Origin of the sequence: Nocardioides baculatus, from assembly GCF_016735675.1 — a bacterium.
Taxonomy (GTDB): Bacteria; Actinomycetota; Actinomycetes; order Propionibacteriales; family Nocardioidaceae; genus Nocardioides; species Nocardioides baculatus.
In genome coordinates this window covers 977,492-1,002,469 of sequence record NZ_JAERSG010000001.1, presented here as the reverse complement: position 1 = coordinate 1,002,469, position 24,978 = coordinate 977,492, and the positions used below count along the sequence as shown (strand labels likewise).

Below are 24,978 nucleotides of genomic sequence, written 5' to 3'. Positions count from 1 at the left end.
CCGGCGCCGGGACACGTCACCGCGACCTGCGCACCTCGTAGTGCGTCGTCCCCTTGACCTTGTCGTCCCCGCACGACTGGCGTCGCGCCGGTCCGGGCACCGCCACGACCTCGTCGGTCGGATCGCCGCCCGCGAGCACGTGCAGCTCGCGCGCCTGCTCGGCACCGGAACGGCCCGCGCGACCGCGGACCCACTCGGTCGGCACCTCCCCGCGCTCGACGGCCTCGCAGGCAGCAAGCGCGGTGGCGGTGTCGAGGCGCCCCAGGGTCAGGCCGCTCGGCAGCGCGAGCAGCGTGCCGGAGAAGCGGTGCCCGCCGAGGTGCGTGGTCTCCCACGTGCCCTCGGGCCACTCCTGGCTGAGCAGCCCGGCGATCGGCCGGCCGAGCTCGGCGCAGCAGCGGTCGCGCTTGCCGTTGGTGCACACCAGCCAGAGCGGACCGTCGTACGCCGTCAGGCTCGTGGAATCTCGGCCGAGGTCGAGGTCGAGGAGGTCGTCCGGACGCTCGAGCACCGTGCCGCGGACGTCGTAGCCCTCGGCGGTGGCGGTGGCGTGGAAGACCCTGGTGCCGGGACCGGCACTGCCGTCGTACCGACGCAGCAGGAACACCTTGAGGTCCAGGCCACCGAGGTGCTCGCGCACGGCCTCGGGCAGCCGGTTGTCGGTGACGGCCTCGCGGCCCCACGGGCCGGGGCACTCGACGAGCAGGATCTCGGGGTCGGTCGGCGCGGTGCCGACGATCGGCTCCGCGTCCTCGAGGCTCGCGAAGGAGCAGCGGAAGTCAGGCACGGCTCCAGTGTTGCCGACGGGTCGCGGTCAGTACCTCTGACCCTGCCAGAGCAGGCCCGCGGCGGCGTTCTCGGTGGGGTTGCAGTAGCCCCCGTAGGTGCGCTCGGCACCCGAGGTCACGAGGAACGTCGCGCAGTCGGCGGCGTGCTCGAGCGGCGCCCAGTCGGACGCGTTGGGCGGCGTCGGGCCGTTGGGGTTGGCGTCTGCGACGAAGATCTCGCCGGACCGCTTCTCCATGGCGCGGTAGCCCTTGAGGGTGCCGCCCCAGTTGTAGAACTGCCGCCAGTGGGCGCACTCGTGGATGGCGACCGCCAGCTTGGAGGCCTCCGACTCGTCGGTGACGGCGTTGATCTCCTCGACGTCGATGGCGATGCCGTACTGGAAGGAGAAGACCGCCTCGCGCTTCTCGGCGATGGTGTGGTCGGTGTCGAGGGTGACGCTGGCGTTGGGGCACAGGTTGGCGATCGGTGCGTAGAAGCGGGCCTGGTCGCCGGTGTACATCGCCTGGTTCTCGAAGCGCACCGAGACCGGCTTGGACGTCACGCTGCGCCGGGCCTTGCGCGGACCGGAGGTGATCTTCTTGGTCTTGAGGCGGTAGTCGACCGTCTGCGCCGCCACGCCGGCCGGCACGACGTGGGCCGGCACCTGGGCCAGCACGTAGCCCCTCTTGCCGATCCTGCCCCGGGCGCCGGAGACCTTGGCCCACGAGCCGCCGTCGATCCGCGCCTGGACGAACACCTTCCTGGGCAGGATCGGCCTCACCCCGCGGTAGGTCTTCCACGCCACCCCGAGCTGGATGCTCGTGCCGGAGCCCCGCACGCCCGTCTGGTAGGGGAAGCCGTCGATCCGGTTGTACTTCTGGCCCCAGAACGCGAAGAGCGGGCGTGCCGCACGCCTCGAGGTCGGGAGCCCTGCCCGCGTCCGCGCCGTGGTCGCCCCGCTGAGCACCGGCGGGGTCGGCGTGCGTACGTCCGTGGTGAGCGCGGCGTCCGGTTCGCGGTCAGCGGTGGCCCCGGCAGGCGCCGCGCCGACGAGCGCGCCGGCGAGGGTCAGGGCGGTGGTGGCGACGGCGACGGTCAGGCGACGGCGTACGTGCATGGGTGCTCCCCGTGTCTCGAGATCGGTGCCGATCTCCTACCCGCTCGGGGACGTGCGAAACGGTTCGCCGTCAGATCAGGCCGCGGCGCCGGGCGACGGCCGCGGCCTCGGTGCGCGAGGCGGCGTCGAGCTTGGCGAGCACGTTGGAGACGTGCACCGAGACGGTCTTGGTGCTGATGAAGAGCTGCTTGCCGATCTCGCCGTTGCTCCGGCCCTCGGCGACGAGCGCGAGGATCTCGGACTCGCGCGGCGTGAGCGCCACCTCGCCGGTCGCGGTCGCCGGGGCGGGCGCCGAGCCCTGCGCGGTGAGCTCGTCGAGCAGCGGGCGGGCGCCCATCGCGTGCGCCGCGTCGCGGGCCAGGTCGGCCAGCTCGCGCGCTGCGCCCGCATCGCCGGTGGCGCGGAGCACCCCTGCCAGCCGCACGCGCGCCTGGGCGATCTCAGGCACGCTGCCGTAGGCGACGGCCGCCTCCTCGGCTGCCCGCCACGCGGCGACGAGCTCGTCGCCCGACGGCGGATCGACCTGCGCGAGCCAGCGCCAGCGCAGGTGCTCGGCGGTCCGGCGGGCGACCCACATGTGGTACTCCGGGCCGTGGCTGCCGTCGTAGGGGGCGTAGAAGTCGATCACCCGGCCGCCGTCGGCGACCATCCGCTCGACGTCGACGCGCGCCGACCCACGCTCGTCGGCCGACTGCCGCGGCGCCGCGTTGGCGAGCGCGGCCACGACGAGCGTGGCGAGCCGGAGCCGCGCCTGGAACCAGTCGTGCCACAGCGGCACGACCGTCTCCACCACGTGGTCGTAGACCTCGACCGCGGTGGCGGCGTCGCCGGCCGCCGTCGCCCGCAGCAGCTCGGCGCTCCCCGAGGAGATGGCGGTGAGACCGTCGGTGCCCCAGTAGTCGCGCAGCCGCTCGAGCGCCTTGGGCTTGGGCTCGCCGCGGATGCCGATGAGGATCAGCATCTGGTGGGCGAAGTAGAGCCACTCGAAGACCATCGGCGGGTTCTGCCCGCTCACGTCGAGCAGGTCCCAGGCCTCGTCGAGGCGACCCTGGTGGGTCAGCGCCACCGCGAGCAGGAGCCGCGCCTCGGCGGGGTAGGGCGACCAGGCGAGGCCACCGACCTCGCTGCGCTCGATCACCTCGCGGTAGACCTCGATGGCGGAGTCGATGTCGCCCTCGTCCTGGTGCAGCCGACCGAGGAGGTAGAGCGCGCGGAGCTCGGGCTCGAGCAGGCCGGCGCGACGGGCCCGGTCGGCCGCCGAGCGCCAGCCCGCGCTGGCACTCGATCCACCGTCGGGGTCGAGTCCGGCGACCGTCGTGTGCAGCTCGACAGCAAGGCTGGTGAGGTCGTTGCGCTCGGCGATCTCGAGCGCCTCCAGCGCGACCGACCGCGCGTCGTCGGTGTGCCAGCTGCCGAGGCTCTGGGCGTGCACGAGGAGGGCGCGCGCCAGCAGCTTGGGCGCCGCGCCGCGCAGCAGCGCGACCGCCTCGGCCGAGGTCTCACGCGGGGAGTCGGTGGTGTCGGTGAGCAGCTGGGCCGAGGCGAGCGACGTCAGCAGCTGGCCGCGGTCGAGGTCGGAGCCGTCGCCCGGCAGGGTCGCCAGGCGGGCCCGGAGCACCTTGACCGCCTTGGGCACCCGGCCGGCAGCGATGAGTGCGTCGGCACACCGTCGGGTGAGTGCGACGGCGTCGACGCCGGGGACCGCGGTGCGCGCCGTGTCGATCAGCTCGAGGGCGTCGAGGAAGTGGGTGGCCGCCTCGGACGGACCGCCGACGGCGAGCGCCTCCTCGCCGGCCTCGATGGAGGCGTGGACGGCGACCGGCCGGTCGTCGGCCCGGCGGGCGTGCTGCGCCAGCTCCGCCGCCGTACCGACGGCGCGTCCCTCGCCCAGCGCCGAGACGAAGTCGGCGTGGAGCCGGATCCGCTCGCCCGGGAGCAGGTCGTCGTAGACCGCCTCGCCGAGCAGGGCGTGGCGGAAGGCGTAGGTGCCACCGCGCGAGGCGACGAGCACGTGGGACTCGACGGCGTTGCGGAGCGCGGTCTCGAGCTCGGCGGCCCCGAGGTCGGACACCGCGGCCAGCAGCTCGTGGCTGACCTGCCGCCCGGCGACCGAGACCAGCCGCACGACCTGGCGGGTGGTGTCGTCGAGGCGGTCGAGGTGGACGAGCAGCACGTCGGCGAGCTCGCCGGGCACCTGGCCGGACCACGCGGCGCCGACGAGCTCCTCGATGAAGAACGGGTTGCCCTCGGCCCGGTCGACGATCGAGACGTACTCCGCCTCCGACATGGTCGAGGGGTGCAGCGCGCGCACGAGGAGGCGTACGTCGTCGTCGTGGAGCGGCTCGACCTGGAGCCGGTCGACGCCCCGCAGACGCATCCACTCGGCGACCTGGCGGCGGAGCGGGTGGCGCCGGTGGAGGTCGTCGGCGCGGTAGGAGACGACGAGCGAGACGCCGGGGACGGGCCGGGAGAAGAGGAAGCTGAGCATGTCGCGGGTGGACTCGTCGGCCCAGTGGGCGTCCTCGACCACGACGAGGACGGGCGCGTCGTGAGCGACGGCGGCGAGGAGGTCGCCGAACGCGTCGTAGACGTTGCCGCGGTCGAGGGCCTGGTCGCCCGACGCGGTCTCGCTGCTGCGGATCCGGCGGCCCGGCTGGAGCCGGGCGAGAGTGGGGTGCTGGTCGAGGACGCGGCTCGCGACGTCGGGCTGGTCGGCCATCACGCGGCCGAGGATCTCGGAGAAGGGGAGGTAGGGAAGGGAGCTGTCGGCGAGGTCGAGGCAGTGGCCGGCGACCACGTGCCAACCCGCCTCGATCGCGGCGTCGCGGAGCGCCATCAGGACGCGGGTCTTGCCGACGCCTGCGTCGCCGGCGACGAGCATCGCGCGGACGGACTGCTCGGTGGGCGCGGCACCTCCGGACGCACGAATGCCGAGCTGGGAGCTCAGCTGCTCCAGCTCGGCATCGCGTCCGATGAGATCGGTGGTCCTCAGCGCCGGCACGGACGACATTGTGTCGTGCCGCTCCGACACCCCGGCGCCGATCGCGCCGCGCGTCACTTCTGCGTGGTCGCGACGTCGTCGCGGCGGATCCAGCGGCGCGGCCGGTAGTCCTGGCGGACCTTCTCCTGGCGGTACTTGATCTCGGCACCCAGGAAGCTGTCGGTCGTGAACATGTGCTTCTCCTCTTCTCGGCGGTCCCGTGGTGGACCGTGAGAAGAGATTCCGTCGCTGAGGTAGGCCCGGACATCGGGCAGGTGCCCTATCTACGCGTGGCTGGCTACCTCAGATCGGTGCGCGGACGGCGTACGACGGACGTCTGAGGTAGCCGGGGGCCGGGGTAGTCCACCGGGAAAGGGCTGTCCCGAGGCCGCCTGGACGACCGTTTGCCGGTGGACTACCCCGGCACGCCCGACGACCGTTTCCCGGTGGACTACCCCAGCGTGGGGCGGCCGGCCTGCCAGACCCCCGCCACGAGCGGGACGCCCGGGCGGTAGGCCAGGTGGACGTAGGACGGGGCGTCGAGCAGGACGAGGTCGGCGGCCTTGCCGGGGGCGAGCACGCCGACGTCGTCGCGGTCGAGGGCGGCGGCACCCATGGCGGTCGCCGCGTGCAGCGCCTCTGCCGGGCTCATCCGCATCTCGCGGACCGCGAGCGCGATGCACAGCGCCATCGAGGAGGTGAAGCACGAGCCGGGGTTGCAGTCGCTGGCGAGGGCGATCCGTACGCCGGCGTCGAGCAGGCCGCGGGCGTCGGGATAGGGCTGGCGGGTGGAGAACTCCACGCCCGGCAGGAGCGTCGCGATCGTCCGTGAGTCCCTCAGCGACTCGACGTCCAGCGGGCTGAGGAAGGTGCAGTGGTCGACCGCGACCAGGCCCAGCTCGCAGGCCAGCTGCACGCCGCCGCCGTACGTCAGCTGGTTGGCGTGGAGCCGCCCGCGCAGGCCGCTGGCGGACCCCGCGGCGAGGATGGTGCGCGCCTGGTCGACGTCGAAGGCGCCGTCCTCGCAGAACACGTCGATCCACCGGGCGTGCGGTGCCGCGGCCGCCAGCATCGGGCCGGTGACGAGGTCGACGTACGCCTCGGCAGAGGTGTCGGCGGGCACCACGTGGGCGCCGAGGAAGGTCGTCTCCTCGGTGAACTGGCGGGCCACCGCGAGGCTGCGCGCCTCGTCGTGGACCGACAGCCCGTAGCCGCTCTTGATCTCCAGGGTGGTCGTGCCCTGCGCCCGCATCTCGGCGACGAGCCGGGCGACGTGGGAGGTCAGCTGCTCGTCGGAGGCGGCGCGGGTCCGCGCGACGGTCGTGCGGATGCCGCCGGCCGTGTAGGGCTGGCCGGTCATCCGGGCCTCGAACTCCGCCGACCGGTCGCCGGCGAAGACGAGGTGGCTGTGGCTGTCCACGAAGCCGGGGATCACGGCGCGGCCGCCGGCGTCCACCTGGACGTCGGCCTCAGGTGCCTCGGCGGCCGGGCCGACCCAGGCGATGCGGCCACCCTCGACGACCAGAGCTGCGTCGTGGACGAGGCCGAGCAGCCCCTCCCGCCCGGGGTCGTTGGTGACGAGCTCGCCGATGCCGGTGATCACCGTGGTCGTCATGCGGGGTCCCTGCGGCGTTGTTCGGAGGAGCGCTTCGAGGTCCCCGCAGGCTCGTGGTGGAGGAGCGCAGCGGGGGAACCAGGAGGCTGTGGGGTGAAGTGTTGCGGAGGAGAAGAAGGTCGTGGGGTGAGCTTCATGTCCTGATCCTCCCGATCACGTCGTCGAGCTCGCGCCCGATGGCGGCGCGGTCGCCGTCGTCGGCGATCCAGCGGCCGTCCGCCATCACGCGACGTACGTCCTCGGCGGCGGCCGCGAAGACGGCGGTGTTCTCGTCGCGGCCGGTGCCCGCCGTGCGGGGGGACGCCGGGTCCAGCACGACCAGGTCGGCCCGCTGCCCGACGGCGATCGCGCCCGCATCCACCCAGCCGAGCGACGCGTGACCGTCGGTGGTGGCGGCCGTCAGCAGCTCCTGGGCGGTCCAGTGGCCGCGCTGCTGGGTGGCCAGCCGCTCGTCGAGCTCGACGGCGCGCATCTCCTCGAACGGGTCGATCACGGCGTGGCTGTCGGACCCGAGGGTCAGCCGGGCGCCGGCGTCGTGCAGCCGCCGCGACGGCCCGACGCCGTCGCCGAGGTCGCGCTCGGTGGTGGGGCAGAACGCCGCGTAGGCGCGCGCCCCGCCGATGAGGGTGACGTCGTCGTCAGTGAGGTGGGTGGCGTGCACCAGCGATGTCGTCGGCCCGACCAGGCCGTGGTCGGCGAGCAGCCGCGTCGGGGTGACGTCGTACGCCGCCAGGCACGCGTCGTTCTCGGCGACCTGCTCGGAGACGTGGACGTGCAGCGGCCGGTCGCCCACCCACGCCGCGACTGCGTCGAGGTCGGCAGCGGGGACCGCGCGGACGGAGTGGACCGCCGCACCGACGCGGGCGTGGCCTCCCTCGACCAGCGCATCCACCCGGTCCACCCAGGACGCGACCGACCCGTCGCTGTAGCGCACCTGCGCCCCCTCGGGGGCGGCGCCGAAGCCGGACGACAGGTAGACCGTGTCGAGCAACGTGATCCGGATGCCCGCCTCGCGCGCCGCGTGCACCAGGGCGAGCCCCATCTCGTTGGGGTCGGCGTAGGGCGTGCCGTCGGGCTGGTGGTGGAGGTAGTGGAACTCCCCGACGCAGGTGATCCCGGCCGCGGCCATCTCGCGGTACGTCGCCCGCGCGAGGGCGAGGTAGGTGTCGGGATCGAGCCGCGCGGCGACGTCGTACATCTGGTCGCGCCAGGTCCAGAACGTGCCGCGCTCGCGCTGGGTGCGACCGCGCAGGGCCCGGTGGAAGGCGTGGCTGTGGGTGTTGGCGAGGCCCGGCACGACGAGCCCGCGCACCGGGATCGCGCGCGGCGGGTCGGAGTCGGGGGTCACCGACGCGAAGCGTCCGTCCTCCACCTCGACCAGCACGTCGTCGTGGAACCGGTCGCCCAGCCAGGCACGCTCGAGGAGGTACGCCGTCATGCGAGGTCCGCGCTGCCGGCCAGCTCGGCCAGCACGTCGGCCAGCGCCTCGACCCCGGCCAGGCAGTCAGCGGTCCCGGCGTGCTCGTCGGGCGAGTGCGAGATGCCCGTCGGGTTGCGGACGAAGACCATGGCCGTCGAGATGCCGGCGGCGGAGAGGATGCCGGCGTCGTGGCCGGCCTGCGTCGGGATGACCGGCCAGCCGCCGAGCGCGGCCAGGCGGGCGGCCAGGTCGGCGTCGAAGACGACCGACCCGGACACCGACTCCGGGGTCACGACCAGCGAGGTGCCGTCGCGACCGGCCCGGTCGTCGGCCTGCCGCTGAACCTCGGCCACCAGGGACGCGAGGGCATCGTCCGACGAGGCGCGGGCGTCGAGCCAGGCGGTCACCAGCGACGGCACCGCGTTGGTGCCGTTGGGCTCGACCGCGAGGCGACCGAAGGTCGCGCGCTGGCCCGCGAGGCGGGCCTGCTTGTTGGCGGCGAGCGCGGTCATCGCATAGGTGAGCATCGGGTCGTGCCGGTCCTCCATCCGCGTGGTGCCGGCGTGGTTGGCCTGGCCCGCGAAGTCGAAGCGCCAGCGCCCGTGCGGCCAGATCTCGCTCGCCAGCCCGACGGCGACGTCGCGGTCCACGAGGTCGCGGCCCTGCTCGACGTGGAGCTCCACGAAGGTGCCCACGCGATCCAGCGAGAGCAGCCCCGCCGACGGGTCCAGCCCGGCGCCGGCGATCGCGTCGGCGAGGAAGACGCCGTCGCGGTCGGTCAGCTCCTTCGCCTGGTCCCACGTGGTCGCGCCGGTCACCAGCCGTGAGCCGAGGCAGGCCCGGCCGAACCGTGAGCCCTCCTCCTCCACGAAGACGCCGATCCCGATCGGGCGCGCCGGCGTGACGCCCCGGTCGCGCAGGGCGTCGAGCGCCGCCAGGGCGGACACGACGCCCAGCGGGCCGTCGTACGCACCGCCGTCGAGGACGGAGTCGAGGTGCGAGCCGGTGAGGACGCCCGGCCCCTCGCCGTCACCCCACCAGGCGACCTGGTTGCCGATGCCGTCGGTCTCGACGGTGAGCCCGCGCGCCGCGCACTGCTCGACGAACCACGCCCGCAGCTCGGTCTCGGCGGACGCCCAGGGCTGGCGGTAGTAGCCGCCGGAGGAGGCGGACCGGCCGACCGGTGCGAGGTCGCGCCACATCTCCTCGAAGTCTCGGCTGGCGGGCATGCGAGCAGTCCACCGGCATCACCGACCCCGGTCAACGCGCCACGTCGGCAACTCGTCTCGGATATGAGACGCGGTGGCGAGACCCGCTCCGTCTCGCACCTCAACCACCGATGGATCTTGAACTTCCACCACCTCCTGCTCCGCGATGATGGAGCCATGGAGTTCCGTGACGTCGTGCGCCGCCGGCGGATGATCCGTCGCTACTCGTCGAAGCCGGTGGACCCTGCCGCGGTCGACCGGATGCTCGAGCACGCGCAGCGGGCGCCCAACGCCGGCTTCAGCCAGGGCTGGGCGTTCCTCGTGCTCGACACCCCGACCGACGTCGACCTCTTCTGGTGGGCGACGGGCGCGCGGTCGACCGGCGCCCACGCCCGGCCCAACACCTGGCTCGACGGCATGCGCACGGCGCCGGTCGTGATCGTGCCGCTCGCGTCCAAGGATGCCTACCTCGACCGCTACGCCGAGCCCGACAAGGGCTGGACCGACCGCAGCGAGGACCGCTGGCCGGTTCCCTACTGGTACGTCGACGCCGGGATGGCCTCGCTGCTGATCCTCCAGACGGCCGTCGACGAAGGACTCGGTGCGTGCTTCTTCGGCGTGCCCGGCGAGTACGTCGACGACCTCCGCTCGGCGTTCAGCATCCCCGCCGACCACACGCCGGTCGGCGCGATCACGGTCGGCCACCGGGACGAGGACACGGGCTCGCAGGGGTCGGCGGCCCGGCGCGAACGGCGTACCAATGTCGTCCACCGCGGCCAGTGGGGCACTACGGTCAGCCCATGACCGTGCCCGTCGAGACGCGCGTGGTGACGGCCCTGCAGGCCCTCGTCCGCATCCCGACCGTCTCCGACCGCGACCCCAGCCGCGTCGACCCGGAGGCGTTCGACCGGCTGCTCGCCGAGCTGAAGACCCAGTTCCCGCTCCTGCACGAGCGGCTGACGCTCACCATCGTCGGCACGCACGGGCTCCTCTTCAACTGGCCCGGCGCCAGCGCCGACCGACCGGTCGTGCTGATGGCCCACCTCGACGTAGTCCCCGTCGACGCGGACGCACCGTGGCAGCACGACCCGTTCGGCGGCGAGATCCACGGGTCCCCCACCGGACCGGCGATCTGGGGCCGCGGCACCCTCGACGACAAGGGCTGCGTGGTCGGGATCTGCGAGGCCGTCGAGTCGCTGCTCGAGGCCGGGCACGTGCCCGCGCAGGACGTCTGGCTGTCCTTCGGCTGCGACGAGGAGGTCAGCGGCACGGCCGCCGTCGAGGCGGTGGAGGTGCTCCGCGAGCGTGGTGTCACGCCCTGGCTCGTCGTCGACGAGGGCGGCGCGATCGCAGGCGAGGCGTTCCCCGGCGTGAAGCCGCCACTCGGCGTCATCGGCGTCACCGAGAAGGGCACCACCTCGCTCGAGCTCGTCGCCAAGGGTCGCGGAGGCCACGCCTCGACGCCCGCGAGGAACGGCCCGACCGCCCGGATCGCCCGCGCCATCCTGCGGATCGAGAAGTCACCCTTCCCGGCATCGGCTCCCGCCCCGACGCTCGAGCTGATGCGCCGCCTCGCGCCCCACGTGCCGCTCCCCCTGCGGCCGCTGCTGGGTCGCGCCGACAGGATCGCGCCGGCCGTCACCCGCGCCCTCCTCGCCGCCGGCCCGGAGGCGGCTGCCATGACGCGTACGACGGTCGCCACGACGACGCTCAGCGGATCGCCCGCGCTCAACGTGATCGCCTCGACCGCCAAGGCCGGCCTCAACATCCGCTTGATGGTGGGCGACACCGTGGCCGGCGTCGTGGAGCACGTCCGGGCCGCGATCAAGGACGACTCGATCCGGATCGACGTCATCGAGTCCGGCGAGCCGTCACCGATCTCCCCGATGGACGAGGCCTTCGAGCTGCTCGAGGAGTGCATCGCCGAGGTCTTCCCCGAGGCGGTCGCGACGCCCTACGTGATGATGGCCGCCACCGACTCGCGCCACTTCACCGCGATCAGCGAGCACGTCTACCGCTTCGCGCCCTTCCGGATGACCAAGGCCCAGCGCCAGGCGATCCACTCCTACGACGAGCACATCGGCGTGGCCGACCTCGTCGACGGTGCCCGCTGGTACCAGCTGCTGATCGAGAGGCTGCCTGCATGACGACCACCAAGCCCGCCGCGCAGACCGCGGTGAAGGGTCTCGCCGCGATCGTCGGCTTCCTCGTCCTTGTCGAGTTCGCCAGCGGCATCCTGCAGGGCTACTACACGCCGATCTACCCGCAGATCGCCGAGCACCTCTCGATCGCCGAGGGCGACATCAACTGGTTCGAGGCCGCACAGCTGATCGTCAGCGCCCTCTGCATCCCGCTGCTCGCCCGGCTCGGCGACCTCATCGGGCACAAGAAGGTCCTGCTCATCTCGACCGCCGTCACCGCGCTCGGCTCGTGGTGGCTGGCCTTCGCCCCGGGCTTCACGACCTTCCTCATCGGCTGGGCCATCCAGGGGGCGTACGTCGTCTGGCTGCCGCTCGAGATCGCGATCATCCACCGCCGCACGCGCGACTCCGGCCGCCAGGAGCTGCTCACCCGGCGCGGCGCGGCGATCCTGGTCGGCTCCCTCGAGCTGGCCGTCATCATCGGCGCGCTGACCAGCGGCCTGCTCGTCGACTCGATGGACATGAACGTCCTGCTCGCGATGCCCGCCGTCGTCGTCACCGCGGTCTTCTTCGTGATCCTCGTCGGCATCGAGCAGGCGCCCGGCGACGACAGCGGCGGCATCGACTGGACCGGGCTCGGACTGATCAGCCTCGCCCTCAGCGTCCTGATGGGCGGCCTCGTCTGGCTGCGCCTCGACGGGGCGGGCTCGCTCCTCGGCTGGCTGACCATCCTCGTGTCCGTCGCGGTCTTCGCGTGGTTCTGGCGCTTCGAGCAGCAGCACCCCGAGCCGATCGTCGACGTGCGGCTCCTCTCCAGCCCCGCCCAGTGGCCGGTCCAGCTGACCGCGTTCCTCTTCGGCGTCCCGGTCCTCGGCGGTCAGATCCCGCTCTCGACCTACGCCCAGGCCGACCCCGCAGTGCGCGGCTACGGCCTCGGTGCGGACTCGGCCTTCATCTCCACGCTCATCGGGTTGTACGTCGTCACGCTGGCGATCGGCGCCTTCACCCTTCCCCTGACGACGCGGCTGCTGGGCGGCGTACGCCGTGCCCTGATCGTGGCGTGCTGCCTCGTCGGGGTCGGCTACCTCCTCTGGCTGCCCTTCCACGACCACACCTGGCAGGCGCTCATCAACATGGCGATCGCGGGCCTCGGCTCGGGCGCCCTCGTCGCCGCGCTACCGGCCGCAGCCGCGGCTGCCGCACCGCCCGAGCGCACCGGCATCGCGACCGGCATGACCAACGGCACCAAGACCGTCGGCGGCGCCATCGCCTCGGCGATCTTCGCGATCGCCCTCACGGCGACCGGTTCCCTCGACGCGACCGCCGAGAAGGTCGCGCCGCTCAGCGGCTACCTGACGGTGTGGGCGGTCTGCGCCGGTGCGTCGTTCCTCGCGGCGCTCGCCCTGATGGCCGCGCCGAAGCACGCCTTCAGCGACGCCCCCACGTCGGTCACCCACTGACCCACCGGGACGATCAGACCAGCGTGCAGGCGCGGGCCTCACTGACCCGGAAGTCGTCCTCGACGATCCACCGCGCCACCGGCCACGACGTGACGTACCGGGCGATGCGGTCGATCGACTGGATCGGCCCGTGGTCGTCCGGTTCGATCGACCGCTTCACCGCCCAGACCCCCATCTCGGGCTCGGGCCGACCCGGTCCGGTGAACACCATCACCACCAGGTAGGTGCCGTTCATCCCGTCCGGTCGGTACGCCATGCTGCGGCCCGGCACGGGGTCGATCGGGTCGATGCTCCCGTCGGCGATGTCCTGCGCCGTGGCGTCGTCCACCCGCTCGCAGCTCACGCCCTCTGACGCCGACGCGGTCTCCGTGCCGGCGTCGACCTCGGCGTCCGTGTCCCCGGCCTCGTCCGTCGGCTCGGCACTCCTGCCCGGCTCGTCAGCAGACGCGCGCGACGAGGTCGAGGTGGGGTCCGACGACGAGTCGCCCCGGTCGGCCGAGCAGGCCCCGAGCACGAGCAGGAGGCCGACGAGGGTCGCGGCCGCGCCTCGTCGGCGTACGCGCGTGGGGGTCATCACGGGGAGACGACTCCCGGGGCGAGAAAGTTGTCAGCGGCTGGGCGCGTGCACGACGGAGACCGTGCTGTCCTCGGACGGCATCAGGAACCACAGCAGCGGGTAGACCAGGAACTGGCTCCCGGGGATGACGACCAGGGTCACCAGGAAGAGCAGGCGGGTGACCCAGGGGGTCAGGCCGAGCCGACGCCCGACGCCGGCGCAGACGCCGCCGATGACGGCGCGGTCGGTGGAGCGGACGAGGCCCTGACGGGCGAGGGAGGCACGGAACTTTTCCATGTCCCCAGCCTGCACCGCGACGACACGGCAGACCATCGGGATCACCCCCGGTCCGACCCCGAGCCCGAGCGGGTCGGACCTGGGTCGACGTAGGCTCGGGACATGTCGCCCGACGACGAGTTCGAGACCGCGGACACCGAGTCCGTACGCCGCGAGGTCGAGCGCGACGAGCGCACCGGTCGGTCGGCGGCGGCTGCGCGCATCCACCACCAGTCCAGCTGGGTGGACCAGCAGATCCGGATCGCGATGGAGCGCGGCGACTTCGACGACCTCGCCGGCTACGGCAAGCCGATCGAGGACCTCGGCGTCGAGCACGACCCCGACTGGTGGATCAAGAAGCTCGTCGAGCGCGAGAACATCGCGATCCTGCCGCCGGCCCTCGCCCTCCGGAAGGAGGACGCCGAGCTCGACGGCCTGCTCGACCGGATCAACGTCGAGTCGGAGGTGCGCCGCGAGGTCGAGGACTTCAACGCCCGGGTCCGCAAGGCGATCTACACCCCGCCGACGGGGCCCTCGGGGCCGCCGGTGATCACCCGCCAGCGCGACGTCGACGACGAGGTCGTGGCCTGGCGCGCCCGGCGTGCGGCCCGGATCGAGGCCCAGCGGGCCGCACGCGAGCAGGCGGCCGCGGCCGAGCCGCCCAAGCGCCGCTGGTGGCGCCGGCACTGACCGCGAGACATCCGTCATATCGACGACGGCCTGCGCGACGGTAGTTTGCGCCCATGTCACGAACCGCCAAGGACTTCTTCGCACCGCTGGCCGTGGGGGCCCCGACGCCGCTGCGCGACATCCCGGCCCGGCCGAGCCGCGCGATCCACTTCTTCGACCCGGGCAACGAGAAGATGGCCGCCAAGGTGCCCGACATGGTCGGCTCGGTCGACGTCCTCCTCGGCAACCTCGAGGACGCGGTGAAGGCCGAGAACAAGGAGAAGTCGCGCCAGGGCCTGGTCGCGATCGGCAAGGCGACTGACTTCGGGAAGACCCAGTTCTGGACGCGCGTCAACTCGCTCGACAGCCCGTGGGGCCTCGACGACCTCGTCACCCTGGTGACCGAGATCGGCGACAAGCTCGACGTGATCATGGTGCCGAAGGTGCAGGGCGCCGAGGACATCCACTACGTCGACCGGCTGCTCGCGCAGCTCGAGGCGAAGGCCGGCCTCGACCGACCGATCCTCGTGCACGCGATCCTCGAGACCGCCCGCGGTGTCGCGAACATCGAGGAGATCTGCGCGGCCAGCCCGCGCATGCAGGGCCTGTCCCTCGGCCCGGCCGACCTCGCCGCCGACCGGCGGATGAAGACCACCCGGGTCGGCGGCGGCCACCCCGGCTACCTGGTGCGCGAGGACCCGACGCGCGACGACCTGGGCGTCCCGCAGTACGACGCTCCGCGCACGTCGTACCAGCAGGACCTGTGGCACTACACGATCGCCCGGATGGTCGACGCGTGCGCGATGCACGGGATCTACCCCTACTACGGGCCGTTCGGTGACATCAGGGACACGGTCGCGTGCGAGGACCAGTTCCGCAACGCGTTCCTCCTGGGCTGCGTCGGCGCGTGGTCGTTGCACCCGGCGCAGATCACCATCGCGAACAAGGTCTTCTCCCCCAGCGTCGAGGACGTCGCGCACGCCCGCCGGGTGATCGCCGCAATGGGCGACGGCACGGGCGCGGTGATGATCGACGGCAAGATGGAGGACGACGCCTCGGTGAAGCAGTGCCAGGTGATGGTCGCCCTCGCCGAGGAGCTCGCCGCGATCGACCCCGCGCTCAAGGAGCAGTACGACGCGATCGAGGTCGCCGATGTCTGAGTTCACCCCCCTCCGCTCCGTCCTCTACATGCCGAGCTCCAACGAGCGCGCCCTGGAGAAGGCCAAGGACATCGCGTGCGACGCACTGATCCTCGACCTCGAGGACGCCGTCGCCCCCGACGCCAAGCCCGCCGCGCGCCAGGCGGCAGCCGCGGCCGCAGCCAGCGGCGACTACGGACGGCGTACGGTCAGCATCCGCGTCAACGGGATCGGCACCGAGTGGCACGCCGCGGACCTGGAGGCCGCGGCCGCCGCCGGCCCCGCCGCAGTGGTGGTGCCTAAGGTCGAGACCGCCGACCAGGTGCGAGGTCTCGCGACGGCGCTCGAGTCGGCGGGCGCTCCCGAGCACACCCGCCTCTGGGCGATGGTGGAGACGCCGGAGGCGATCTTCAACGTCCGCGAGATCGCGGCCGCGTCGCCCCGGCTCCAGGCGCTCGTCCTCGGCACCAACGACCTCGTCAAGGAGCTGTACGCCGAGCACGTCCCGGGTCGCGCACCGATCCTGCCGAGCCTCCACACCGTGCTGCTCGCCGGCCGGGCCGCCGGGATCGCGGTGATCGACGGCGTCTACAACGACGTCAAGGACGCCGAGGGCTTCCTCGCCGAGTGCGAGCAGGGCCGGCAGATGGGCTTCGACGGCAAGACGCTGATCCACCCCGGCCAGGTCGAGGGCGCCAACACCGCGTTCGCCCCCAGCGAGCAGGCCGTCGAGGACGCCCGCGGGCTGATCGCGGCGTTCGAGGACGGCCAGGGATCGGGCGTGGTGACCTACCACGGCCGGATGGTCGAGAACCTCCACGTCGAGTCCGCCCGCCGCACGCTCTCGATCCACGACGCGATCCAGGCACTCGCCACTGGCTGAAGGCTCACCCAGAGGGAGGTGCCCGGCTTTCCAAAGCGGGCGCCACGCGGCAGAGTGCTGGGGCCGCCCACAAGGGCGCTTCACAAGGAGGCAAAAAGACATGGTTGTCCTCGGACTGATCCTGCTCCTCATCGGAATCCTCGTCGGACCGCCGGTCCTCACCTACATCGGACTGGTGCTGATCGTCGTCGGCCTGATTCTCAACTTCGTCCCCATCGGCGGCAGCAGCCGTCGGGTCTTCTAGCGGACGGACGCCACGCCTCCAGGGCCTCGGACACCTCGGGTGTCCGAGGCCCTGATGCATGTCCGGCGCGTCTCCGGCCGCGCCCGTCGGTCACGTCCGAAACCCGCGTGCACGCTGGCGGTGCCTGACGACACAATCGACGGGTGAGCTCATCGGTGACCCTGCGCCAGTTCTGGACCGGGCTGTCGGCCGAGGGGCGGTGGCTGCTGTCCACCGTCGCGGTCCAGACGCTCGGCCGCGGGCTCACCCTCCCCTTCACCGTCATCTACCTCCACGAGGTGCGGGGGTTCTCGCTCGACCTGGCCGGCACCCTGATGGCCTTCATCGCGATCGTGGCCCTGGCCGTGACCGGACCGGGCGGCGCGCTCACCGACCGCATCGGCGCCCGACGGGTGCTGCTCTTCTCCACGACGTGCCAGCTGATCGGCTGCGCGGTCCTGGCCTTCGCGACCACCCCGGTGGTCGCTGCTGTCGCGATGGCGTTCCTGGGCATCAACTTCGGGATGTCGTGGCCGGCCTTCAACTCCCTCATCGCCGCAGTGACGACGGGCGAGCAGCGCCAGCAGTACTTCGGCATCAACTTCGCCCTCGTCAACCTCGGGATCGGCGTCGGCGGCGTCATCGGCGGGATCTACGCCGACGTCTCCGAGCCCCACACGTTCACGGTGATCTTCCTGGCCGATGCCGCCAGCATGCTCGTCCCGATCGCCCTGCTGCTCGGTCCGCTCCGTGGCGTCACCGGACACCACGAGGCACCCGACGACGACACGTCCGACGGGTCCTACCTCGCGATCCTGCGCAGTCCCGCGGTCATCGGGATGACCGCGCTGACCTTCATGGCGGTCTTCGTCGGCTACGGCCAGCTGGAGGCGGGCTTCCCGGCCTACGCCCGGCAGGTCGGCGAGGTGTCGACCGCGGTGATCGGGTTCTCCTTCGCGATCAACACCGCGGTGATCGTCCTGCTCCAGTTCCTCGTGCTGCGACGCATCGCCGGTCACCGCCGCACGCGGGTGATGCTCGTGATGTGCGCGATCTGGGCGGTGTCCTACGTCGCGCTCGGCGCGACGGGTGTCCTGCCGGGTCCGGTCGCGGCAGCGTGCGTCCTCGCCTACATGGGACTGTTCGCACTCGGCGAGACGATGATGCAGCCGACCATCCCGGCCATCACCAACGACATGGCGCCCGACCACCTGCGCGGCCGCTACAACGCGGTCAACGCCGGCGCCTTCCAGGCCGGCGCGATCTGCGGGCCGCTCTTCGCGGGCGTGGTGCTCGACCGCGGCTGGTCGTCGGCCTACATCGTCGTCCTCGTCGCGAGCTGCGGGCTGATCGCCGTGCTCGCCCTCGTCGTCGAACGGCTCATCCCCGCCACCGTCAACGGCATCCCGGACGAGAGCGTCCCGGTCGTCGACCCGGCCACCGGCGAGCACGCGCCGCACGGTCGGCAGCGGGACTGAGGGCGTGACGGAGCGGTCGCTCGGGCCGCCGCTCGCGTCACGTCTGCCCGATCAGGCGCTCTCGTCGCCCCGTCGGAAGCGGTCGTTGAGCCAGGTGCTCGCGGTGCCCATCCAGCCGGCGAGGTCGTGGACCAGCCTGCCGAGGGTGTCCTGGGTCCGCTCGAAGGCGACGGCATAGCTCGCGGCCGCCTCCTGGGCGGCCTCGCTCACCGAGGCGTCGTCGTCGCCCTCGCGGCGCGGGTAGGCGCCACCGAGGATCGCGGTGTACGCGCCGGAGTCGATCCAGCGACGCAGCTCGGTCGCCCGGACGACGGCGAACGGGTGGGTCTGCTGCTGGAGCAGGGACAGCTTGATCAGCGACTCGCGGACGTCGCCGCCCTCGTCGTACTCCGCTCCCTGGGCGAGGAACGAGGTGACGTCGAGCTCGTCGAGGTTGCCGCCGCTCGCGAGCTTCATGTGGGTGCGCAGCGCGGCGGTCGGGTCCTGGCTGGCGAGGAGTCCGGCCCGGTCGGCCGACAGCTCGGCCTTGCGGGACCACTCGAGCAGCCCGACGGTCACCATCCGGATGCCCAGCGCCCCGCCGGGGACCGCGTTGAGCAGGCCGCCGAGACCGAGCAGCCGCAGCAACAGCGTGCGGTAGACCGCGTGACCGCTGATCGCGTGGCCGAGCTCGTGGCCGATGACGAAGCGCAGCTCGTCGTCGTCGAGGTGGTGCACCATGCCGGACGACAGGATGATGATCGGCCGATCCATGCCCACGGTCTGGGCGGACAGCGTCGGGTCGGCCTGGACGTACATCTCCGGGAGCACGGTCGCGTCAAGGCTCTGGCCGACCTCGGCCAGCAGGCGGTGGAGCCGCGTGAACTGCCGCTCGTCGACGCGCACCGCCGAGCCGAGCAGCGTCAGCCGCCAGGCCCGCTCGCGGAAGACCCCCGACATGGTCTTGAGCAGGACGTCGAAGCCCTTGAGCTTGCGCAGCGCGACGAGCGCACCCTTGTCCGCGGGGTGCTCCCACGCCCGCGAGCTGATGTCCGTCAGCACGACGCGCGCACGCGCCGGCTTCTTCCTGTCCCCCGATGCCATGGAGGGATCTTGTCCTACTCGGCCACGAAAGTCAGTGGTTTCCTGACAGGTTCCGGGACCGACCGGCGGAGCGGGCGGCCGCCTCGATCTCCGCGCGCCGCTCGGTCCAGAACGTCGCATCGTGGCCGTCCGTCGCCATCGCCTCGGCATCGGTGCCGACCGCGCCGTCGATCTCCTCGCGCAGGATGTCGGCGTGGCCGGCGTGCCGGCTGGTCTCGGCGAGCACGTGGACGAGGACGTTGAAGAGCGGCACCTCGTCGGCTCCCCACCACTCGACGCGACCGGTGTCACCCAGGGCCAGCGCATCGATGGTGGCGTCGCTGTGCGCCCACACCCGGCGATAGCGGTCGACCACGTCGTCGCGCGCCTCGTGCTCGCTCGCCCACATGTCGGCGAGCCGCTCCTCCTCGACGTCCCACCGCGACAGCGGCTCGGTGAACGGCCGGCCGAAGACCTCACCGAGGTAGCGCGCCTCCCACGTCGCGAGGTGCTTCACCAGCCCGAGCAGGTTGGTCCCGGTGGTGGTCATCGGGCGGCGTACGTCGTACTCCGACAGGCCGTCGAGCTTGGCGAGCACCGCCTGCCGCTCGTGCCGCAGGTAGTTGTGGAGGTTGGCCTTGGCCGCCGAGTCGTCCATGCCCCCACCCTGCCAGTCCCGGTCAGTCGCGACGCCGCGCCTCGACCGGCACCCGCACACCGCGCTCGTCCGCGACCTCGATCGCGCGACCGTAGCCCGCGTCGACGTGCCGGATGACGCCCATGCCGGGGTCGTTGGTGAGCACACGCTGGATCTTCTCCGCGGCGAGGTCGGTTCCGTCGGCGACGGTGACCTGGCCGGCGTGGAGCGAGCGGCCGATGCCGACGCCGCCGCCGTGGTGGAACGAGACCCACGTCGCCCCGGAGGCCGTGTTGACGAGCGCGTTGAGGATCGCCCAGTCACCGATCGCGTCGGAGCCGTCGAGCATCGCCTCGGTCTCGCGGTAGGGCGAGGCGACCGAGCCGCAGTCGAGGTGGTCGCGACCGATCACGACGGGCGCCTTCAGCTCGCCGCTGGCCACCATCTCGTTGAACTTCGCGCCGGCCTTCGCACGGTCGCCGTAGCCGAGCCAGCAGATGCGGGCCGGGAGGCCCTGGAACTGCACCCGTTCGGCAGCCATGTCGAGCCACGCGTGCAGGCGGGCGTACTCCGGCTTCTCGTCGGCCGGGAACAGCTCCTTGATGGCGCGGTCGGTGGCGTAGATGTCCTCGGGGTCACCGGAGAGCGCCGCCCAGCGGAAGGGGCCCTTGCCCTCGCAGAAGAGGGGTCGGATGTAGGCCGGGACGAAGCCGGGGAACTCGAACGCGCGGTCGTAGCCGCCCTTGCGGGCCTCGTCGCGGATCGAGTTGCCGTAGTCGAAGACCTCGGCGCCGGCATCCTGGAGCTCCACCATCGCGCGGACGTGGCGGGCCATCGACTCCTGGCTGCGCTTGGTGAAGCCGCGGGGGTCCTCGGTGCGCTCGCGCTCCCAGTCGTCGTACGCCGTCCCGGCGGGGAGGTAGAAGAGCGGGTCGTGCGCGGAGGTCTGGTCGGTCACGACGTCGATGAGCACCGACCCGTCGAGGTGCCGCTCGAGCAGCTCGGGCAGGAGGTCGGCGGCGTTGCCGAGCACGCCGATCGACAGGCCACGGCGCTCGTCGCGCGCCTCGATCGCGAGCTCGATCGCGTGGTCGAGGTCGCGCGCCTGCACGTCGAGGTAGCGGGTCTCGAGGCGACGGTCGATGCGGTGCTGGTCGCACTCGATGCAGATCGCGACGCCGTCGTTCATCGTGACGGCGAGCGGCTGGGCGCCGCCCATCCCGCCGAGCCCGGCGGTGACGGTGATGGTGCCGGCCAGGGTGCCCCCGAACCGCTTGTCCGCGATCGCGGCGAAGGTCTCGAACGTCCCCTGGAGGATCCCCTGCGTGCCGATGTAGATCCACGAGCCGGCCGTCATCTGGCCGTACATCGTCAGCCCGAGGTCTTCCAACCGGCGGAACTCCTCCCAGTTGGCCCAGTCGCCGACGAGGTTGGAGTTGGCGATCAGCACGCGCGGCGCCCACTCGTGGGTGCGCATCACGCCGACCGGCTTGCCCGACTGCACCAGCAGCGTCTCGTCGGCCTCGAGGTCGCGCAGCGTCCGCACCAGGGCGTCGTACGACGGCCAGTCACGCGCCGCCTTGCCGGTGCCGCCGTAGACGACGAGGTCCTCCGGGCGCTCGGCGTTGTCGGGGTCGAGGTTGTTCATCAGCATCCGCAGCGGCGCCTCGGTCTGCCACGACCTCGCGGTCAGCTCGGTGCCGTGGGCGGCGTGGATGGGCAGGCGGTCGTTCACTGCAGTTCTCCGATCACGGACTCGGCGGCGGCGAGGACCGCGCCGGACTGGACGAGCGAGACGGCGGTCTCGATCTCGGGCGAGAGGTGGCGGTCGGGGCCGGGGCCCTCGATGCCGGAGCTGCGAAGCAAGGCGACGACCGCGGCCGTGGCGGGCGACGGTGCCAGCGGGGCGCGCAGGTCGAGCGCGCGCGCCGCGGTGAGCACCTCGACGGCGATGACGCGCGACAGGCCGTCGACGGCCGTGCGCAGCTTGCGCGCGGCGTTCCAGCCCATCGACACGTGGTCCTCCTGCATGGCACTGGAGGGGATCGAGTCGACGGAGGCCGGGACGGCGAGGCGCTTGAGCTCGGACACGATCGCGGCCTGGGTGTACTGCGCGATCATGTGGCCGCTGTCGACACCCGGGTCGGAGGCCAGGAACGGCGGCAGGCCGTGGCTGCGGGCACGGTCGAGGAACCGGTCCGTGCGGCGCTCGCTGATCGAGGCCACGTCGGCGGCGACGATCGCGAGGAAGTCGAGGACGTAGGCGATCGGCGCACCGTGGAAGTTGCCGTTGGACTCGACCGTTCCCTGCCCATCAGGTCCGGCGATGACGACGGGGTTGTCGATCGCGCTGGCGAGCTCGCGGCCGGCGACGCTCGCGGCGTGCTCCACGGTGTCGCGGGCGGCCCCGTGCACCTGCGGGGAGCAGCGCAGCGAGTACGCGTCCTGCACGCGGTTGCAGTCCCCGGTCCGGTGCGACGCGACGATCGCCGAGTCCGCCATCAGCGCGGTGAGGTTGGCGGCGGACAGGGCCTGGCCGGGGTGCGGTCGGATCGCCTGGAGCTCCGGGGCGAAGACCCGGTCGGTGCCGAGCTGGCCCTCGACGCTCATCGCGGCGGCGACGTCCGCGGTGCGCAGCAGCATCCGCAGGTCGGTGATCGCCATGACCAGCATGCCGAGCATGCCGTCGGTCCCGTTGATGAGGGCCAGGCCCTCCTTGGCGACCAGCTCGACGGGCTCGAGGCCGGCCGCGGCGAGGGCCTCGGCGGCAGGCATCAGCGTGCCGTCGGCGTCCCGGACCTCGCCCTCGCCCATGAGCGCGAGCGCGCAGTGCGAGAGCGGCGCGAGGTCACCGGAGCAGCCGAGCGAGCCGTACTCCCGCACCACCGGGGTGATCCCGTGCGACAGCAGGCCGGCGAGCAGCTGGGCGGTCTCGCGGCGTACGCCGGTGTGCCCGGTCGCGAGCGTCGAGAGACGCAGCAGCATGAGACCGCGCACGACCTCGCGCTCGACCTCGGGACCCGAGCCGGCGGCGTGCGAGCGGACCAGCGAGCGCTGGAGCTGGGCCCGCATCTCGGTGGGGATGTGGCGGGTGGCGAGGGCACCGAAGCCGGTGCTGACGCCGTAGGTCGGCGTCTCGGCCGCGGCGAGGGTCTCGATCACCTCCCGGGCCCGGTCGATGGCGCCGAGCGCCTCGTCGGTCAGGACGACGGGTGCGCCGTCGCGCGCGACGTGGACGAGCTCTTCGAAGGAGACGGGGCCGACCCCGACCTGGATGGTCTGCATGTCGCTCATCAAACTCCCGGCCGCTGGGCGCCGCCAGCGCGCCGTCGGGAGAAGGGTCTGACATACGAGACTCACCCGCCGGGGTGCGGCTGCACTGGACACGACGCCTCCGGCTGCGAGACTGGCCTTCCCTGTCGAAGTGAAGAAGGAACTCTCGTGACCCCCACCGTCATCGTCATCATCGTCGTCGTCCTCGTCGTCGCGGCAGCCGCGGCCTTCCTCGTCAACAAGCGCAACAAGGACGCGAAGATCGCCCAGGCCGAGGAGCTGCGCGGCCAGGCCGCGTCCCGGGCCCAGAGCACCATCGCGCCGGCCCAGCAGGAGGCCGCCGAGGCCGAGCGGAAGGCCGAGGAGGCCCGGCTCCAGGCCGAGCGCGCCCAGGCGGAGGCACAGGAGGCACAGGTCGCCGCCCAGCAGGTCGAGGCGGAGCACGAGGCGCAGGTGCGCGATGCCGACCGCCTGGACCCGCGGGTCGACCACAAGGCCGACGACTACGCGCCCCAGGTCGGCGGCACGACGGACCAGCAGCCCACCCCGCCCTCGGAGGCCAACCGCGCACCCGAGACCGCACCGGAGCAGCCGGCGGCCGCGACGCAGCCCGCCACGGACACCGCGACCACCGCCGACGAGCAGGCGGCCGCTCCCGGCCTCCCGCAGCGCACCCGCGGCGCCCAGGAGATGCCGGGCAAGCCGATCGAGAAGACCGACGAGGGTGGCGGCTGGTTCACCCGCAAGGACTCCGACACCGACAGGGCCTGACGACCACCCCGTACGGATCCGTGAGCCAGGTCCCCGCCGCCACCCGCGCCCTGCGGGTGCTGCGGTTCCTGGCCACGCAGGCCGACCCGGTCCCGCTCGACCGGGTGATGCGCGCGTGCGACCTCCCGCGGAGCACGGCCTACCACCTGCTCAACACGATGATCGACGAGGGCTTCGTCGTGCACCTGCCCGACGAGCACCGCTACGGCCTCGGCGTCGCGGCCTTCGAGGTGGGCAGCGGGTTCACCCGCCAGGAGCCGCTGGCCCGGCTGGCCCGCAGGCCGCTCGCCGAGCTGGTCGACACCACCGGGCACGGCGCCCACCTCGCGGTCCTCCACGGCCGCGACGTCCTCTACGTGATCGAGGAACGCGCCCCGGGACGCCCCCCGCTGATCACCGACGTCGGCGTACGCCTCCCCGCGCACCTCACGGCGTCGGGCCGGACGATCCTCGCCTCGCTGCCGGCGAGCCAGGTGCGCGCGCTCTACCCGGACCGCAGCGCGTTCGTCGACCGGCACGGCAAGGGTCCGACGTCGTTGAGCGCGCTGCGCTCGCTCCTCGGCGAGACCCGCCAGCGCGGGCACGCGACCGAGGACGGGGAGGTGACTCCCGGGTTGCGGAGCGTCGCGGCGGCCGTGCTCGACCACAACTCCCACCCGGTCGCCGGGGTGGCGGTCACGTTCCCCAGCGACGACTCGACTGACGTCGCGGCGATCGCGGCGGCCGTGACGGCGACGGCCGCCCGCCTCACCAGGCGGGTCAGCGGCGGCTCAGCCGCCGCGCGCTGACGAGGATCCGGCTGCGGTAGACGCCCGTCGTGTTGTTGCGGTCGCCGCACGTGATCAGGACGAGCCGGGACGGACCGCGGTCGGAGAACAGTGCCGCGACCGCGTTCCGCGACATGTCCCGCACCCGGCGCACCCGGGTCACCTCGAAACGGTTGCGACCGACGACGACCCGGTCGCCCACCTCGAGCCGGCCGAGCCGGTCGAAGACACCCGGCCCCTTCGACCACGTGTGGCCCGCCAGCACGGCGCTGCCCTCCTGGCCCGGGACGACGCCGTCACGCCACCGGTAGACGTCGCGCGCGCTGCGGCCGATCGCGAGCTCGCCCCGCCTCGTGACGCCGACGGGGATGATCGCCGCACTCACGCCGATGGCGGGGATGGAGAGCCGTCCGAGCAGCGCCGTCGTACGTGTCTCGACGGCCGGTCGTGCCTGCGCCGGGGCGACGACCGACACCGGGGCGAGCATCGCGGCGACCGCCACCAGCACCACCACCCATGCCCGCACGGCGCCGAG

At 72.7% G+C, this 24,978-nt stretch carries 23 protein-coding genes; 10 read left to right on the top strand and 13 right to left on the bottom strand.

The window, feature by feature from the left end; translation table 11 throughout:
• Positions 1-16 precede the first annotated feature (16 nt).
• From JI751_RS21715 to JI751_RS04825, 6 genes are all read right to left on the bottom strand, one after another.
• Positions 17-787, bottom strand: coding sequence for a sucrase ferredoxin (locus JI751_RS21715; protein ID WP_201933997.1), 771 nt, complete (start codon positions 785-787; stop codon positions 17-19).
• Between the two features lie 27 nt (positions 788-814).
• Positions 815-1,885, bottom strand: a complete 1,071-nt coding sequence (locus JI751_RS04845) for a hypothetical protein (protein ID WP_201933995.1) — start codon at positions 1,883-1,885, stop codon at positions 815-817.
• A 70-nt stretch (positions 1,886-1,955) separates the two neighbouring features.
• A complete protein-coding gene (locus tag JI751_RS04840; protein WP_201933991.1) occupies positions 1,956-4,886 on the bottom strand; it encodes a helix-turn-helix transcriptional regulator in 2,931 nt (976 codons plus the stop codon).
• A gap of 430 nt (positions 4,887-5,316) precedes the next feature.
• The gene (gene hutI, locus JI751_RS04835; protein WP_201933989.1) at positions 5,317-6,480 is read right to left on the bottom strand and encodes an imidazolonepropionase; all 1,164 of its coding nucleotides are present in this window, start codon (positions 6,478-6,480) and stop codon (positions 5,317-5,319) included.
• 133 nt (positions 6,481-6,613) lie between these two features.
• On the bottom strand, positions 6,614-7,918 hold the full coding sequence (locus JI751_RS04830; RefSeq protein WP_201933987.1) for a formimidoylglutamate deiminase: 1,305 nt from the start codon (positions 7,916-7,918) through the stop codon (positions 6,614-6,616).
• Positions 7,915-9,129: an allantoate amidohydrolase gene (locus JI751_RS04825; RefSeq protein ID WP_201933985.1), complete on the bottom strand. Its 1,215-nt coding sequence runs from the start codon at positions 9,127-9,129 to the stop codon at positions 7,915-7,917. The genes JI751_RS04830 and JI751_RS04825 overlap by 4 nt, the downstream gene beginning before the upstream one ends.
• Before the next feature lie 156 nt (positions 9,130-9,285).
• Between JI751_RS04825 and JI751_RS04820 the strand changes: the two genes are divergently transcribed.
• From JI751_RS04820 to JI751_RS04810, 3 genes are read left to right on the top strand one after another with little or no spacing between them, the layout of a single operon-like run.
• Positions 9,286-9,912: a nitroreductase family protein gene (locus tag JI751_RS04820; protein ID WP_201933982.1), complete on the top strand. Its 627-nt coding sequence runs from the start codon at positions 9,286-9,288 to the stop codon at positions 9,910-9,912.
• Entirely contained in the window at positions 9,909-11,255 is a 1,347-nt protein-coding gene (locus JI751_RS04815) for a M20/M25/M40 family metallo-hydrolase (protein WP_201933979.1), read from the top strand. The genes JI751_RS04820 and JI751_RS04815 overlap by 4 nt, the downstream gene beginning before the upstream one ends.
• Positions 11,252-12,709 (top strand): MFS transporter, encoded by a 1,458-nt coding sequence (locus JI751_RS04810; RefSeq protein WP_201933977.1) that lies wholly within the window; start codon positions 11,252-11,254, stop codon positions 12,707-12,709. The genes JI751_RS04815 and JI751_RS04810 overlap by 4 nt, the downstream gene beginning before the upstream one ends.
• A 13-nt stretch (positions 12,710-12,722) precedes the next feature.
• On the opposite strand, the gene JI751_RS04805 is transcribed toward JI751_RS04810, so the two are convergent.
• Together JI751_RS04805 and JI751_RS04800 are read right to left on the bottom strand one after the other, a co-directional pair.
• The gene (locus tag JI751_RS04805; protein ID WP_201933974.1) at positions 12,723-13,283 is read right to left on the bottom strand and encodes a hypothetical protein; all 561 of its coding nucleotides are present in this window, start codon (positions 13,281-13,283) and stop codon (positions 12,723-12,725) included.
• 33 nt (positions 13,284-13,316) lie between these two features.
• The gene (locus JI751_RS04800) at positions 13,317-13,562 is read right to left on the bottom strand and encodes a PspC domain-containing protein (protein WP_201933971.1); all 246 of its coding nucleotides are present in this window, start codon (positions 13,560-13,562) and stop codon (positions 13,317-13,319) included.
• A 102-nt stretch (positions 13,563-13,664) separates the two neighbouring features.
• Here JI751_RS04800 and JI751_RS04795 point away from each other — a divergent pair, with 102 nt between their 5' ends.
• The 5 genes from JI751_RS04795 to JI751_RS04775 all read left to right on the top strand — a co-directional run bounded on the left by JI751_RS04795 (position 13,665) and on the right by JI751_RS04775 (position 17,933).
• Complete coding sequence (locus JI751_RS04795; RefSeq protein WP_201933969.1) at positions 13,665-14,231, top strand: DnaJ family domain-containing protein; 567 nt, start codon at positions 13,665-13,667, stop codon at positions 14,229-14,231.
• Positions 14,232-14,284: 53 nt separating this feature from the next.
• The gene (locus tag JI751_RS04790) at positions 14,285-15,370 is read left to right on the top strand and encodes an HpcH/HpaI aldolase/citrate lyase family protein (RefSeq protein ID WP_201933968.1); all 1,086 of its coding nucleotides are present in this window, start codon (positions 14,285-14,287) and stop codon (positions 15,368-15,370) included.
• Positions 15,363-16,232 (top strand): HpcH/HpaI aldolase/citrate lyase family protein, encoded by an 870-nt coding sequence (locus JI751_RS04785; RefSeq protein ID WP_201933965.1) that lies wholly within the window; start codon positions 15,363-15,365, stop codon positions 16,230-16,232. The genes JI751_RS04790 and JI751_RS04785 overlap by 8 nt, the downstream gene beginning before the upstream one ends.
• Positions 16,233-16,332: 100 nt before the next feature.
• Positions 16,333-16,476 carry a hypothetical protein gene (locus JI751_RS04780; protein ID WP_165354420.1) on the top strand — a complete coding sequence of 48 codons (144 nt, stop codon included), beginning with the start codon at positions 16,333-16,335 and terminating at the stop codon, positions 16,474-16,476.
• Positions 16,477-16,619: 143 nt separating this feature from the next.
• The gene (locus tag JI751_RS04775) at positions 16,620-17,933 is read left to right on the top strand and encodes an MFS transporter (protein ID WP_201933961.1); all 1,314 of its coding nucleotides are present in this window, start codon (positions 16,620-16,622) and stop codon (positions 17,931-17,933) included.
• 51 nt (positions 17,934-17,984) lie between these two features.
• Here the strand turns inward: JI751_RS04775 and JI751_RS04770 are convergent, their stop codons facing one another.
• The 4 genes from JI751_RS04770 to hutH are packed head-to-tail and all read right to left on the bottom strand — an operon-like array spanning position 17,985 to position 22,917.
• Complete coding sequence (locus JI751_RS04770; protein ID WP_201933959.1) at positions 17,985-19,016, bottom strand: M48 family metallopeptidase; 1,032 nt, start codon at positions 19,014-19,016, stop codon at positions 17,985-17,987.
• Between the two features lie 31 nt (positions 19,017-19,047).
• Positions 19,048-19,653 carry a DinB family protein gene (locus JI751_RS04765; RefSeq protein WP_201933957.1) on the bottom strand — a complete coding sequence of 202 codons (606 nt, stop codon included), beginning with the start codon at positions 19,651-19,653 and terminating at the stop codon, positions 19,048-19,050.
• 22 nt (positions 19,654-19,675) lie between these two features.
• A complete protein-coding gene (gene hutU, locus JI751_RS04760; protein ID WP_201933956.1) occupies positions 19,676-21,367 on the bottom strand; it encodes a urocanate hydratase in 1,692 nt (563 codons plus the stop codon).
• Positions 21,364-22,917 (bottom strand): histidine ammonia-lyase, encoded by a 1,554-nt coding sequence (gene hutH, locus JI751_RS04755; RefSeq protein ID WP_201933953.1) that lies wholly within the window; start codon positions 22,915-22,917, stop codon positions 21,364-21,366. The genes hutU and hutH overlap by 4 nt, the downstream gene beginning before the upstream one ends.
• A gap of 156 nt (positions 22,918-23,073) precedes the next feature.
• On the opposite strand from hutH, the gene JI751_RS04750 reads away from it, so the two are divergent.
• Both JI751_RS04750 and JI751_RS04745 read left to right on the top strand, forming a co-directional pair.
• Positions 23,074-23,676 (top strand): hypothetical protein, encoded by a 603-nt coding sequence (locus JI751_RS04750; protein WP_201933950.1) that lies wholly within the window; start codon positions 23,074-23,076, stop codon positions 23,674-23,676.
• A gap of 20 nt (positions 23,677-23,696) precedes the next feature.
• Positions 23,697-24,464: an IclR family transcriptional regulator gene (locus JI751_RS04745; RefSeq protein ID WP_201933948.1), complete on the top strand. Its 768-nt coding sequence runs from the start codon at positions 23,697-23,699 to the stop codon at positions 24,462-24,464.
• On the opposite strand, the gene JI751_RS04740 is transcribed toward JI751_RS04745, so the two are convergent.
• Complete coding sequence (locus tag JI751_RS04740; RefSeq protein ID WP_201933947.1) at positions 24,436-24,969, bottom strand: class F sortase; 534 nt, start codon at positions 24,967-24,969, stop codon at positions 24,436-24,438. The two genes, JI751_RS04745 and JI751_RS04740, sit on opposite strands and share 29 nt — an antisense overlap.
• Positions 24,970-24,978 lie beyond the last annotated feature (9 nt).